A 13,466-nucleotide genomic window follows, 5' to 3' on the forward strand; every position below is an offset into this window, starting at 1 on the left:
GATGCACGGTTTGTTGCGGTCGGCGTGCCACATCGTTTGTTATGCGAAGGAATATCGTTGTGCGAATCGCTCGGTTTGCCGGCGCGCGGCGCGCTGCTAAATTGATTGTTTCCATCCGTCAGCAGGAGAGCCCTATGTCAGAGACGAGCGCCAAGATCCAGGAACGGCAGGCCGATACGCAACCGCAAGCGGCGCACGTGATCGCCGATGATGACGCGCTGGCCATCGCGGCCGTGCATGCGCTTGCGCAATGGCTCGCGGAGGGTGCCGCCGAGCGTGACCGGGAGCGCCGGCTGCCGCGCAACGAGATCGAATGGGTCTCGCAGTCGGGACTGTGGGCGATCACGGTGCCGAAGGCCTATGGCGGTGCGGGCGTGTCGTATGTGACGCTGACGGAAGTGTTCAAGATCGTGTCGGCCGCCGATCCGTCGCTCGGGCAGTTGCCGCAGAATCATTTCGGGCTGGTCGACGTGATCGCGCTGACCGGTACCGACGCGCAGAAGCGCCATTTCTTCGCGGAGGTGCTGAGCGGCAAGCGGTTCGGCAACGGCTTCTCGGAGAAAGGCACGAAGCACGTGCTCGACCTGAAGACGCGCGTGCGCCGCGACGGCGACGATTATGTCGTCGACGGCACGAAGTTCTATTCGACCGGCGCGCTGTTCGCGCACTACGTGCCGGTGCTGGGCCTCGACGACGAGCGTCAGGCCTGGCTCGCCTACATTCCCCAGCCAACGCCGGGGCTGAGGGTGATCGACGACTGGTCGGGCTTCGGGCAGCGGACCACCGCTAGCGGCACCGTGGTGCTCGACAACGTGCGCGTGAGCGCGTCGCACGTGCTGCCGGCGCAGCGCATGTCGGATTTGCCGACGCTCAACGGGCCGCTGTCGCAGATCCTCCAGGCCGCGATCGACGCGGGAATTGCGAAGGCCGCGCTCGACGATACGCTGGCGTTCGTGCGCACGCGCACGCGCACGCGGCCGTGGGTTGACAGCGGCGTCGAGCGGGCGGCCGACGATCCGCTGACGATTCGCGAGATCGGCCATCTGCATATCCAGCTGCATGCGGCCGAAGCGCTGCTCGAACGCGCGGCACGTATGCTCGACGCCATCGCGGCACGCGGCGACGGGACCGAGGACGATGTTGCGCGCGCGTCGGTGGCGGTGGGCGAGGCGAAGGTGTTGCCGCTCGTGCGCGAGCTCGAAAGCCGCCAGCAGCCGGTCGCGGCCTGAACGGGAGCGTGGCGCATGACGCAAACCGCACCGCCGCTGCTCGCGCTCGATCGCATCTCGCTGTCGTTCAAGGGCATGAAGGCCGTCACCGACATCAGCTTCGAGGTGGCGACGGGCGAGATCTGCGCGCTGATCGGCCCCAACGGGGCGGGCAAGAGTTCGCTGCTCAACGTGATCAACGGCGTCTATCAGCCGCAGCAAGGCACAGTCCGCTTCGACGGGCACTCGTACCGGCGCATGGACCCGTATCGCGCCGCGCACCGCGGCATCGCGCGCACGTTCCAGAACCTCGCGCTGTTTCGCCGGATGAGCGTGTTCGACAACGTGCTCACGGGCCGCAACCTGCATCGGCGCAGCACCTGGCTGGAACAGACGCTGCATGTCGGCCGCGCCCGCCGCGACGAAGCCGAGCAGCGCCGGCATGCGGAGCGCGTGATCGAGAAGCTCGACCTGCACGGCCATCGCGACGCCGTGGTCGGCACGCTGTCGTACGGGCTGCAAAAGCGCGTCGAACTGGCGCGCGCGCTTGCGGCCGCGCCGCGGCTGCTGTTGCTCGACGAGCCGATGGCGGGAATGAACGCCGATGAAAAGCACGCGATGGCCGAATACGTCATCGACGCCAATGCGCACTTCGGCGTGACCGTGGTGCTGATCGAGCACGACATCGGCGTGGTGATGGGCGTGTCCGATCACGTGGTGGTGCTCGACTACGGCAGGAAGATCGCCGACGGCAGTCCCGACGAGGTGCGGACGCATCCGGACGTGCTGGCCGCCTATCTGGGCACGCGTCACTGACGCGTACGGACGACGGGGAACGAGATGGAATTCTTTATCGAGGTGCTGGCCGGCGGATTGCTGGCGGGCGTGATGTATTCGCTGGTCGCGATCGGTTTCGTGCTGATCTACAAGGCATCCGGCGTGTTCAACTTTGCGCAGGGCGCGCTCGTGCTGTTCGGCGCGCTGACCTACGTGAGTCTCGTCGAGCGCGGCTGGAACGGATGGCTCGCGTTCGCCGCGACGCTGGTCGCGCTGGTCGTGATCGCGATCCTGACGGGGCGGCTGGTGCTGCGCCCGCTCGTGAACCGGCCACCGATCGTGCTGTTCATGGCGACGCTCGGGCTGAGCCTGATACTCGAAGGCGCGGCGCAACTGATCTGGGGCGCGCAGGTCCACGGCCTCGATCTCGGCATCGACGACCGGCCACTGCATCTGGCCGGCGTGATGGTCAGCCAGTTCGACCTGTTCGCGGCGGCGACGGCCGGCTTGCTGGTGCTCGGTCTGTCGCTGTTCGCGAAAGGGTCGCGGCTCGGCCTGTCGCTGCGCGCGGTGGCCGACGATCCGCTGGCCGCGCTGGCGGTCGGCGTGCGCCTGCCGCACATCTGGGCGGTGGTGTGGGCGCTGGCCGGGTTCACGAGCCTTGTCGCCGGCCTGCTGTGGGGCGCGCGGCTCGGCGTGCAGTTCTCGCTTTCGCTGGTCGTGCTCAAGGCGCTGCCGGTGCTGATCATCGGCGGCTTTTCGTCGATCGGTGGCGCCATCGCGGGCGGGCTGCTGGTCGGCGCGACCGAGAAGCTGGCCGAAGTTTACGCGGGCGGCGTGATCGGCGACGGCATCGAGAACTGGTTCCCGTATCTGCTGGCGATGCTGTTCCTGCTTGCGCGGCCGTACGGGCTGTTCGGCGAGCCGGCCGTCGAGCGTGTCTAGGAACGGATCCGGAGGAATTCACATGGACTTGACGAACATCGCTTCCGTTTCCGCGTCGCGTCGCCTGAACCCGCAACAGTGGATCGCGCCGGGCGTGCTGGCGCTCGTCGCGTTCGTCGGCGTGCCGCTGTGGGCCAACGACTATTGGCTCAACGCGATTCTCGTGCCGTTCCTGATCCTGTCGATCGCTGGGCTCGGCCTGAACTTCCTGACCGGCTACGCGGGACAGCTTTCGCTGGGCTCGGCGGCATTCATGTCGATCGGCGCGTACGCGAGCTATAACCTGCTCGTGCGCGTGCCGGCGCTGCCGTTGCCGGCGGCGCTGCTGCTCGGCGGAATCGCGAGCGCCGCGGTCGGCGTGCTGTTCGGGTTGCCCAGCCTGCGCATCAAGGGTTTCTATCTGATCGTCTCGACGCTGGCCGCCCAGTTTTTCGTGGTCTGGCTGTTTACCCGCGTGAGCTGGTTCTCGAACGACGACACGTCCGGCGTGCTGAGCGCGCCGCTGCTCGCGATCGGCGGCTGGCACATCGATAGGCCGGCGTCGCGCTATCTGCTGGTGCTGGGCGTGGCCACCGTGCTGTTCGCGCTGGGGGCGAGCGTGGTGCGAAGCGAACTGGGGCGACGCTGGATGGCGGTGCGCGACATGGATACGGCGGCGCGCGTGATCGGCATCCCGGTCGGCCGGACCAAGCTGCTCGCGTTCGCGCTCAGTTCTTTCGTGCTCGGCATCGCCGGCGCACTGTGGGCCTTCGCGTACCTCGGCACGATCGAGCCGGACGGCTTCAGCCTCAACCTGTCGTTCCAGATCCTGTTCATCATCATCATCGGCGGCATGGGCAGCATCGGCGGGAATTTTCTCGGTGCCGCGTTCATTGTGCTGCTGCCGATCCTGCTGTCGAACGCGGGCGGCGAACTCGCGCGCGTCGGCATCGGCAGCGACCAGTTGCAGAACCTGCAGAAGATCGTGTTCGGCAGCCTCGTCATCGCGTTCCTGATCAAGGAGCCGGACGGGCTGGTGCGCGTTGTCCAGGTGGCGCGGGAGCGGTTCCGGCGCAGGAAATGAAGCTGTATCGACGGGGAATGGCGTGTTTTTCATCACATAAATAAGGAATGCTAATCAAATGATAAATGTTCGAAGGCCCTTCATCAGCCCGGCATGGAGAAAATGGGCCGGCACCTTCACCGCGGCGCTGTCGCTTGGCTCGGCGGCGCTGCCGCAGGCATGCGCGGCCGGCGCGGAATATTTCCCGCTGCAAAGCTACCGTGTCGGCCCGTATGCGGCAGGCGGCAGCGGCTTCTTTGGCGGCTTTATCGATTACATGCAGTTGATCAACGCGCACGACGGCGGCGTCAATGGCGTCAAGCTGGTATGGAAGGAGTGCGAGACCGAATACGTCGTCGAGAAGGGCGTCGAATGCTACGAACGCCTGAAGAACAGCGGCCCCAACGGCACGCCGGCCGCGTCGACCAATCCGCTGTCGGTCGGTATCGCGTATGCGACGATCGAACGTTCCACGGCCGACAGGATTCCGCTCGTCACGATCAACCACGGGCGCACCGACTCGACCGACGGGGCCGTGTTTCCGTATGTGTTTCCGCTGCAGCTGAACCCGTACAGCGAGGTCTCGGCGATCGTCAACTACATCGGGCAGCGCTCGGGCGGGCTGGCGAACCTGAAGGGCAAGAAGATCGTCGTGCTCTATCACGGCTCGCCGTACGGCCGCGAGACGATTCCGGTGGTCGGCCTGCTGGCGAAGAAATACGGGTTCGACGTGACCCAGATCGAGGTACCGCACCCGGGCAACGAGCAGGGCTCGCAGTGGCTGAAGATCCACCAGATCAGGCCCGACTGGGTGATCCTGCGCGGCTGGGGCGTGATGAACCCGGTGGCGCTCAAGAGCGCGCAGAAGGTCGGGTATCCGGCCGATCACGTCATCGGCAACATCTGGAGCAATTCGGAGGAGGACGTGCGTCCGGCCGGCGATGCGGCGAAGGGCTTCGTCTCGATTACCACGCACCCGTCGGGCGCCGGTTACCCGGTGCTGCAGGCGATCAATCAGTACGTGATCAAACCGGGTAACGGCAACCTGAAGGATCCCGCCCGCTTCGGCACCGTGTACTACAACCTCGGCGTGGTGAACGGCATCCTGAACGTCGAGGCGGTGCGCGTCGCGCAGCGCAAGTACGGCAACAAGCCGCTGACGGGCGAACAGGTGCGCTGGGGCTTCGAGCATCTGAACCTCGACGACGCCAGGCTCGGGCAACTGGGCGCGCTCGGCCTCGTGCAGCCGCTCAGGCTGTCGTGCTCGGACCACGAAGGCGGCGGCGCGGTGCGCTTCCAGCAATGGGACGGCCGCAAGTGGAACGTGATCAGCGGCTGGGTGCAGGCCGACCGTGCGCTGCTGCGCCCGATCATCGAGAAGTCGGCGCTCGCCTATGCGAAGGAAAAGGGCATCACGCCGCGCGATTGCAGCAAGGAGCCGTGAGCATGAGCGAACCGATCCTGCAGGCCGACGAGATCGCCGTGACCTACGGCGGGATCATTCCCGCGTTGCGCGGCGTGTCGCTGACGGTGCCCGAGCGCGCGATCGTGGCGCTGCTCGGCGGCAACGGGGCGGGCAAGACCACCACGCTGAAGGCGCTTTCGAGCCTGGTGCGCGCCGAGCGCGGCGAGTTGACGGGCGGCCGCGTCGTCTATCGCGGCGAGGACGTCACACATGCGGCGCCGTGGACGCTAGTCGAGCGCGGCATCGTGCAGGTACTCGAAGGGCGTCGCTGCTTCGGGCACCTGTCGGTCGAGGAGAACCTGCGGATCGGATCTTTCGCGCGGCGGCCGAAGCGCTCGGAGATCGACGCGGATCTCGAACGGATCTACACGATCTTTCCGCGCCTGAAGCAGAAGCGCCGCGCGTTGGCCGGCTATACGTCGGGCGGCGAGCAGCAGATGGTGGCGATCGGCCGCGCGCTGATGGCGCACCCGTCGCTCGTGTTGCTGGACGAGCCGTCGATGGGGCTGGCGCCGCAGGTCGTCGAGGACATTTTCGAGATCGTCGCGGCGCTCAATCGCGACCACGGCGTGAGTTTCCTGCTCGCCGAGCAGAATGCGTCGATTGCACTGCGTTTTGCCAGTTACGGCTATGTGCTGGAAAACGGCCGGGTCGTCGCGCATGGCACGGCGGCGGAGCTCCGGGAGCAGGATGCGTTGCGGGATGCCTATCTCGGCGCTGCGCCGGTGGATTATGCGGCGACGCGCGCGCGACGGATGGCGGCCATGACTACCGGATGACGCGGCCTCGACAGCCGTGCGGCCGATTTTGCAAGACCCGGCATCGCAGGATGCTACGGGTGCGATGGATGATCCTTTCACGCATACGTCATGAGTCTCGATATTTTCTGGTTTCTGCCCACTTCGGGCGATACGCGCTATCTCGGTAAATCGGATTTCGGCCGTCAGGCAACTAATGCCTACATGCGCAGGATCGCGGCCACGGCCGACGAACTCGGCTATGACGGGCTGCTGATTCCTACCGGCGCGTCCTGTCTCGATCCCTGGGTGACGGCGGCCAGCCTCATTCCGGTCACGCAGCGAACTACGCGAGCATTGATTCCGTGGGGCAGAAGCGCATGGCGGCGCTGCACGGCGGCAGCCGTGACACGCTGTTGGTCGGCCCCAATCTGTGGGCGGGTATCGGCCTCGTGCGCGGCGGTGCGGGGACGGCACTCGTCGGCAGTGCAGAAGAGTTGGCCGCGCGACTCGGCGAGTTTGCGGACCTCGGTGTGGACAGCTTCGTGTTGTCCGGCTACCCGCATCTGGAAGAGGCGATTCGATTTGCGGAGCTGGTGTTCCCGTTGTTGCTCGCCAAGACGCCGGTCACGTTGCGCGACCGGACGCTCACTGGTGGCGCGTTCGATATTCGCGCCACGGCGATTTCTGCGAGCGCCAGTTCAACATAGCGCTTGCAAATCGCGTGCACGCGGTGCCACGGCGGCAAAGGTCATTTGCTGGGCGAGCGAGAGCACCATCGCCTCGAACAGCAGTGTGAAGCCGCTGAGCTTGCCAGCCCAAGCGGGCTCGACAAAAGCGCGGCGCGTCCGTCGGGCGGCTTGATGCGCGGCGTACGGACTTCGAGGTAGCAGTCGCGCTCGGAGAAGTTCAGATGCCGGTACGGGTAACGCTTGACGACGGTGTCATGCACGGGATGCGCGCCGGCCACCTCCGGGTGCGGGAAGCGGCTGCCGGCATGGAAGTCGATCTGGATCGTCAGCTGTTTGGCGGTCGCGTCGGAATCGACGCCGCTCACCAAACACGGATCGCTCACGCCCAATGCAGCTTCGAATAACTTTCTATGCATGTAAGCGCGAACGGGGAGTGAGCAAATAATGCTCGATGGATCGCCGGTACGACGCAGCCGAAACGGGCCGAATGGACGAGGAAACGCCGCTCGCGATACGAGATTTGTGTTTTCGACCACGTCAGGCCGTCCGCATCCGATCGAGTCGTCAACCGTGTGCGCTCGAGTCGAGGTACACCGACGCCTGGGTTACTGCACGGTGTTTGACGTGCCGAAGCGATTCCATGCCAGGCGTGCGGCCTGGTCAAGCAAGTAGCCGAGCGCACCAATCACGAGAATGATCGCGGTGAGTTCGGAATAGGCGAGCCGGTCGCGGGTATCGAGCACCAGATAGCCGAGCCCCGAACTCACTCCCAGCATCTCGGCAGGCACGAGCACGATCCAGAGGATACCGATGGCAAGGCGCAGCCCGGTGAGCACATGACTGGCGATGCCAGGCAGGTAGACGTGCAGCAGCATCTCGACGGGCGTTGCCGCTAGGCTTTTGCCAAGCTGGACCCAGCGTCGGTCGATCTGGGCGACGCCATGCGCGGTGCTCATCAGGATCGGCCACAGCCCAGCGAATGCGAGCAGGAAGATGACCGGGCGCTCGCCGACACCGAGCGACATGACGGCGATGGGCATCCACGAAAGCGGGGAAACCATACGCAGGAACTGTAGCACCGGCGACAGCGTTGCATCGATCATCCTGATCCGGCCGATCGCGAAGCCAAGTGGTACGCCGAGCAGCACGGCGATCGCGAGACCGCTTGCAATCCGGCGCAAGCTCGTCGCGATGTGCATGGCGAGATGATCTTCCGCGACGAGCGTGGGCAGCGCAGCAAATGCTCGTGCTGGCGAGAACTGCGCGGCAAGGCCGTCCGAACCGGCGGCAAGCGTCAGTGCGACCGACCAGAGCGTGATGACCACGGTGAGGCCGACAGCACCGGGTATGATCCGTACAAGCCCGCGGCGCAGGCTGCTCCAATTGGCCGGCTCCGGGTCGTATTGGCCGTCGCGGCGCGTTGCGGCTGGTTCAATGGGGGTGCTAGACACGAATCAGCTCCGTGCGCGTATAGCCATTGGGTAGTCCGAAGGTTGACATGCCGCCGGCGCGTTCGATGCTTTTTCTGACGAACCGCTCATCCACTAAGTCTCGGGCGACGAATGCCGGATCAAGCGCTGAAATGAACGCCGCGTCACCTTCCACGTGTGTCTGTTTAAGGCGCCGCACCAATTCTTCCGTATAACCGGGAAAGGGATAGGGCTGGAAGTCAATTCGCTTTCCGTGCCAGTCGGGATGAACGATGGCACGGTCGCCAAGATAGCGGCCGGTGGCATCAGGCGGTGGGGCTAGCACCGTGCGCAGGATGTCCGGGCTATGCGGAGTGTAGCGATTCTTGCCAGCCTTCGACAGCAGACCAGCGACTTCGTCGGGATGATCACGGGTCCATGACTGGGCTTTCACGAGCGCATCGACAACCTTTTGGGTCCAGGTCGCGCGCTCCCGCAAATCGCGTTCGTGCATCGCCACTACGCAGCAGGCATGATTGCGCCAGACGTCACCGGTAAACCGCAGGATCTTCCCGATCTTCAGGTGCTCCGCCGCCGCATTGAACGGTTCGGCAACGATGAAGCCGGCTATCTGCCCCGAGGCCAGCGCGGGCGGCATGTCGGCCGGAGCCATAACGATCAGTTTGACTTCGCGTGCACCCAGCGAACCCTCCTTCCTGAGTACCGGGGTGAGCCCTTGGGTCCGCAGCATGTCTTGCAGTACGACGTTGTGAATGGAATACCAGAATGGTACGGCGACTGTCTTGCCACCCAGGTCGGCCACACTTCCGATATTGGCCGAAACAGTCAGCGCTGAGCCGTTGACATGGTTCCATGCCATGACTTTCAGTTGGGCTCGGCTACCGTAGCGCGCCCAAATGGCCATTGGCGACAGCAGGTGGACCACGTTGACCTGACCAGACAGGAACGACTCGACCAGTTGGGCCCAACTGCGCAGCAACACGGGCTTGTCGGCGGCAATCCCCGCCGCTTCGAAATAGCCGTTGTTGTGAGCGACCAGAAGTGGGGTTGCGTCGGTAATTGGCAGATATCCGATGCGAACAGGCGCATCCGGCTCGCTTGCCGCGCGCGCGTGCTGGCTAGCGATTAACGGCGCGGCGCCGGCGGCGGTGAAGAGCGCAGCGAGCTTGAGCCACTCACGGCGGGATAGCGGAGGTTGGCACATGATCAATTCAGCGTAAGGGAATCGGAGGCCGTCGCATGTATCAGCGACGGTATGGGCGTGTCCTTGATCGCACGTTGCAGCGAGCTGAGAATCTGCTGACGCAGACCACTCAGTTCTGTTGTGAGCAACTCGCGCGGCCTCGGGGAACTAACTCGCCAATGATCGATTGGGCGGCCGGACGTGCCAATGAGCATGATGCGATGAGCGACGAGCAGCGCTTCGTCGATGTCGTGGGTCACGAGCACCGTTGCCGTATGCGTTTCCTGCACGACGCGAACGAGCAATTGCTGCATGTTGGCACGCGTGACTTCGTCAAGTGCGGAAAACGGTTCGTCGAGCAGCAGGAGCCGAGGCCGCCTGGCGAGCGAGCGCGCCAGCGCGACGCGCTGGGCCATGCCGCCTGATAGCTGCGACGGACGCAACGCGTGTGCATGGACAAGCCCGACTTCGGCCAGCGTCTCGACCACACGTATGCGTCGCTGCGCACGCGAGAGATGCCCCTGGCGGGAGAATGCGAGCCCGAACGCAACGTTTCCTGCGACCGACAGCCACGGAAGCAGGCACGGGTCTTGAAATGCGAGGGCGACGGACGGATGTGGGCCATCGATGGACTTGCCATTTACGCGTACGACTCCGCGTGTCGGGCGCTCCAGACCGGCCAGCACGCGTAGCAGACTCGATTTGCCCGACCCGCTCGGGCCGAGCAACGCGACGACCTCGCCAGCGGCGACGTCGACGGAAATGCCGTCAAGTACGAGCGTCTCGCGCCCAGGGTAACCGACGCATATATCCCGTATCTCGACCAGCGGATCGCTCATGCCGCCTCGCTCCGGGAACACCGATCGAGCTCGGTCTTGAGTTGCACCAGGCTTGGCGTCACGATCGGAATGAATGCGGCTTCACGCCAGCGCCGATCGAATCCGACGTTCGCATCACGCAGGTATCCGCGCCCGCCGCTTGCTTGCAGTTCGAGGTGTACTGCCCGATGAACCAAATCGGCAAGCGCGATGCGAATCCGGAAGAGGCTAGATGGACTGGATCGAAACGACCCGTCGCCGATGCCACGGAGCATGTCCCCGTACGTCAGTTTGAGTGCTTCGCGAGTCGCTTGAATCTCCGGGCCGAGCACGGCTCGAGAGGAAGCCCGAGATGCCTCGTCAAGACTGCGTCGTGCGAGACCGATCGACATTCCGCACTGCAGGACGAGGAATGCCGGCCGGGCTTCGGGCAGAAACACGGCCGCGTCGGGGTGCAACTCCCAGGATGGATCGGAGTGGACATGGTCGATGGTCAGCGCAGCCGTATTGCTGCTACGCAGCGCAATCAATTCCAGGTCTGCGCTTCGGGTTAAGCCCTCTGAACTGTGGGGGATCACAACGATCGATGCACCGTCGCCATCGCGGCGTGCAACCGCGGCTGCGACCACGAAACCTTCAGGCCGAAGGTTCGTGACCCACGCGAGCTTCCCGTTCAACCGCCGGCAAGCGGCATCGCTGGCGTCAGGCGTCGCCTTGACCTGCAGCGTCTCGATCCCCGACAGATGCTTCATTGCATTCGACAGCCCGGTCGCACCAGCAATGCGTCCGTCAAGCACGGCCGGGAGCAATCGTTTACGCAGCGCGGAGTTCGGACTCCGCAATAGATATTCGACGAACGTACGTTGTCCCCACAGTACGAACGCCGCTGTCAGTGAGCGTTCAGCCAGCGACGCGATCGCGTCGACGGCATCGGCTGTTTGTCCTCCGGCACCTCCATGCGTCACAGGGACGCCGACGCGAAACAACCCCGCGCTCGCAAGCTTCGGAACGACCTCCGCCTTCAATGCGGTACCCGTATCCAGTTCGCTGGCATTGTCGTCGAGCCATTTGTCGAGCTCGGCCGAGGGCCCGCGGGTCGTTACGCGGCCTGTTTGGAGGGTTCCCATTTGTAGCTGGCCAGTTCGGGATTCAGTTCGTTGCGGGCGAGATTGTTTGCAAAGTTGCATAGTGTTGCGAGGCTGATGCCCAGCACGACCTCGAGCGCGTTGGCGTCCGAGAATCCTGCGCGGCGAAACGCATCGAGTGCATCGTCCGCAACATTGCCGCGCGTCGCGATGACGGCGCGCGTGAACGTCGCGATGGCGTCGAACCGGTCGTCCGGAATCGGGGCGTTCGCTCTCAGCGCATCCACGACTACTGGTGCGAGCCGGGCCTTCTTCAGTGCCGCAGCAGTGTGGCCAGCGACGCAGAAACCGCATCCATGGATCGCGGCTGCCGTAATCTGAACGGCTTCCCGCTCTGCAAGATCGAGACCGGCGCGGCCGTTGATTGCCGCGACGGTCAGGTACGTCTCGAGGGCGGTCGGCGCAGTCGCGAGCGAAGCGACCAGGTTCGGCAGGAAGCCATTGGCCTGCAAGGATTTCTCGAGCAACGGCGCACTTCCAGCAGGAGCACTATCGACGGTGTGAAGCGGAAATCGGCTCATGGGTTTCTCCGGTAATGACAGGATCATTGTCGTTACGCGGCCGTAGCCGGGCAATGCGCGAACGTCTGCGTTTGCTGTGCGTTCGTCTCGGCGGGCAATCGTTAGTGCACGGCGGCGGGCGCGGCGTCGATCCGGAAACCTCGTCCTCCGTGGGTACGACGCCACGCACCCGGCTGAACGCCGGTCGTTCGCTTGAACGCGTGCGCGAATGCCGATTCGGATTGGTATCCGACGTATTCGGCGGCGCGCGGGATTGCCCAGCCTTGCGAGAGCAGTTCACCGGCGATCTTCATCCGCATCAGTGTCACGAATTGACCTGGCGGGTGTCCGCACGATTCGCTGAAGTGCTTGTAGAACGCTGCGCGCGACATATTCACGAATGTCGCCATCGATTCGGTCGTCCACGCGTCCTTGGGGGCGTCGATAATCGCGGCGATCAGCGATGCGAACTCGGTGCGCTTCATCAGCAATGCAAGCGCGCTCGCAACCGTATCGTGTCGGGCTGCCTCGCGAACCGCGTAGAACAGCAGCAATTCCACTAGACGGTCGACCAGCGGAGACGGTCTGTCGCCGGAAGCGGACGCTTCATCACGCAACAGATCGAACAGTGCATGCACCCCGAAATGCGCCGCGTCGCCCCGGCGCACGATCAGATGGTCGGGGAACATCGATACGATCCACTGACTCGTCTTGCCATGAAAGTCGACAAAGCCGCATGCCAAGCCGACGGATTCCGGCACCGTATAGTCAAGTGGCTGCATCGTGCCGCGGCGCTCGACCGTCGATCCTATTCCAGGGTGGTTCGGATCGGCGGAGAGCCTGTGCGGGACGTCACGCAGCAGGAATACTGCATCGCCCCCGGAGACGGATATGCTGGGACGGCCATCATTGAAATGCAACCAGCATGCGCCGTGCAGAACGACGTGAAAGCTCGCGCGCGCACGTCCACTGGTCGATGCCTGCCAATCGCCGCAGTACTGACCGACGTGAAATAGCGAACTCGCGGGTTCAAGGCTCGAAAGCAGCCAATGGATAATCTTGTCGGTCGAAGCGGTCATGGCGAATCGAAGGCAGATACAACGCATATCGACGACCGGCTGGCGTGCAGTCGAGCCACGTCGGGCCTCGATCGTAAGCCGATGCTTGCGGAAAGCAAAAGAAGATCTGGTGGAAAGGATATTCCTGGATGGAACGAGAGGTGGCCGTGACCTGCCTGATTTCTTCGGGCCATTTCAATCTTGGAGAGTGGCCTCATGACCCTGAACCAGAATTAGTCCCGGTCGGAAGTGGAGATTTCCGGCTTGTGACCCTGAACCAGAATTAGTCCCGGTCGGAAGTGGAGATTTCCGGCTTGGTTGAGTTGTCAGGCAAGGCGGATTCCCTTGCCTGATGGGCGAATTCGGCGGGCGTCATCCACTGCAATGCGGAGTGGGGACGAACCTCGTTATAGTACGTGCGCCAGTCGTCGATTTTGCTCTGCGCATCGGCCAATGACAAGAACCA

At 64.1% G+C, this 13,466-nt stretch carries 12 protein-coding genes and 3 pseudogenes; 7 read left to right on the forward strand and 8 right to left on the reverse strand.

Annotated features, from left to right (window positions below; genetic code table 11):
* Positions 1-134: 134 nt before the first annotated feature.
* The 7 genes and pseudogenes from BFF94_RS35650 to BFF94_RS35680 form a co-directional block, all read left to right on the forward strand.
* Positions 135-1,181: pseudogene (locus BFF94_RS35650) on the forward strand (SfnB family sulfur acquisition oxidoreductase); the annotation flags it as partial.
* A gap of 63 nt (positions 1,182-1,244) precedes the next feature.
* Positions 1,245-2,024, forward strand: a complete 780-nt coding sequence (locus tag BFF94_RS35655) for an ABC transporter ATP-binding protein (protein ID WP_128841312.1) — start codon at positions 1,245-1,247, stop codon at positions 2,022-2,024.
* Positions 2,025-2,048: 24 nt separating this feature from the next.
* A complete protein-coding gene (locus BFF94_RS35660) occupies positions 2,049-2,930 on the forward strand; it encodes a branched-chain amino acid ABC transporter permease (RefSeq protein WP_128841313.1) in 882 nt (293 codons plus the stop codon).
* 22 nt (positions 2,931-2,952) lie between these two features.
* On the forward strand, positions 2,953-3,993 hold the full coding sequence (locus BFF94_RS35665) for a branched-chain amino acid ABC transporter permease (RefSeq protein ID WP_219140411.1): 1,041 nt from the start codon (positions 2,953-2,955) through the stop codon (positions 3,991-3,993).
* A gap of 58 nt (positions 3,994-4,051) precedes the next feature.
* A complete protein-coding gene (locus BFF94_RS35670) occupies positions 4,052-5,416 on the forward strand; it encodes an ABC transporter substrate-binding protein (RefSeq protein ID WP_128841314.1) in 1,365 nt (454 codons plus the stop codon).
* Between the two features lie 2 nt (positions 5,417-5,418).
* Positions 5,419-6,216 carry an ABC transporter ATP-binding protein gene (locus tag BFF94_RS35675; protein WP_128841315.1) on the forward strand — a complete coding sequence of 266 codons (798 nt, stop codon included), beginning with the start codon at positions 5,419-5,421 and terminating at the stop codon, positions 6,214-6,216.
* Between the two features lie 90 nt (positions 6,217-6,306).
* Positions 6,307-6,884, forward strand: a pseudogene (locus BFF94_RS35680) (LLM class oxidoreductase).
* On the opposite strand, the pseudogene BFF94_RS35685 reads toward BFF94_RS35680, so the two are convergent.
* The 8 genes and pseudogenes from BFF94_RS35685 to BFF94_RS38060 all read right to left on the reverse strand — a co-directional run.
* A pseudogene (locus BFF94_RS35685) lies at positions 6,833-7,282 on the reverse strand (ISL3 family transposase); the annotation flags it as partial. The pseudogenes BFF94_RS35680 and BFF94_RS35685 overlap by 52 nt on opposite strands.
* Positions 7,283-7,471: 189 nt before the next feature.
* A complete protein-coding gene (locus BFF94_RS35690; protein WP_372454369.1) occupies positions 7,472-8,317 on the reverse strand; it encodes an ABC transporter permease in 846 nt (281 codons plus the stop codon).
* Positions 8,310-9,500, reverse strand: a complete 1,191-nt coding sequence (locus tag BFF94_RS35695) for an ABC transporter substrate-binding protein (protein ID WP_128841316.1) — start codon at positions 9,498-9,500, stop codon at positions 8,310-8,312. Before BFF94_RS35695 ends, BFF94_RS35690 begins: the two co-directional genes overlap by 8 nt.
* Before the next feature lie 2 nt (positions 9,501-9,502).
* Entirely contained in the window at positions 9,503-10,318 is an 816-nt protein-coding gene (locus tag BFF94_RS35700) for an ABC transporter ATP-binding protein (RefSeq protein ID WP_128841317.1), read from the reverse strand.
* Complete coding sequence (locus BFF94_RS35705) at positions 10,315-11,424, reverse strand: acyl-CoA dehydrogenase family protein (protein WP_128841318.1); 1,110 nt, start codon at positions 11,422-11,424, stop codon at positions 10,315-10,317. The genes BFF94_RS35700 and BFF94_RS35705 overlap by 4 nt, the downstream gene beginning before the upstream one ends.
* Positions 11,397-11,963: a carboxymuconolactone decarboxylase family protein gene (locus tag BFF94_RS35710; RefSeq protein WP_128841319.1), complete on the reverse strand. Its 567-nt coding sequence runs from the start codon at positions 11,961-11,963 to the stop codon at positions 11,397-11,399. The genes BFF94_RS35705 and BFF94_RS35710 overlap by 28 nt, the downstream gene beginning before the upstream one ends.
* A gap of 101 nt (positions 11,964-12,064) precedes the next feature.
* Entirely contained in the window at positions 12,065-13,021 is a 957-nt protein-coding gene (locus BFF94_RS35715; protein ID WP_128841320.1) for an AraC family transcriptional regulator, read from the reverse strand.
* Positions 13,022-13,283: 262 nt separating this feature from the next.
* On the reverse strand, positions 13,284-13,466 hold a 183-nt coding region (locus tag BFF94_RS38060), incomplete at its 5' end, for an integrase core domain-containing protein (protein ID WP_246637491.1).

This window comes from Burkholderia catarinensis, from assembly GCF_001883705.2.
Lineage (GTDB): Bacteria > Pseudomonadota > Gammaproteobacteria > Burkholderiales > Burkholderiaceae > Burkholderia > Burkholderia catarinensis.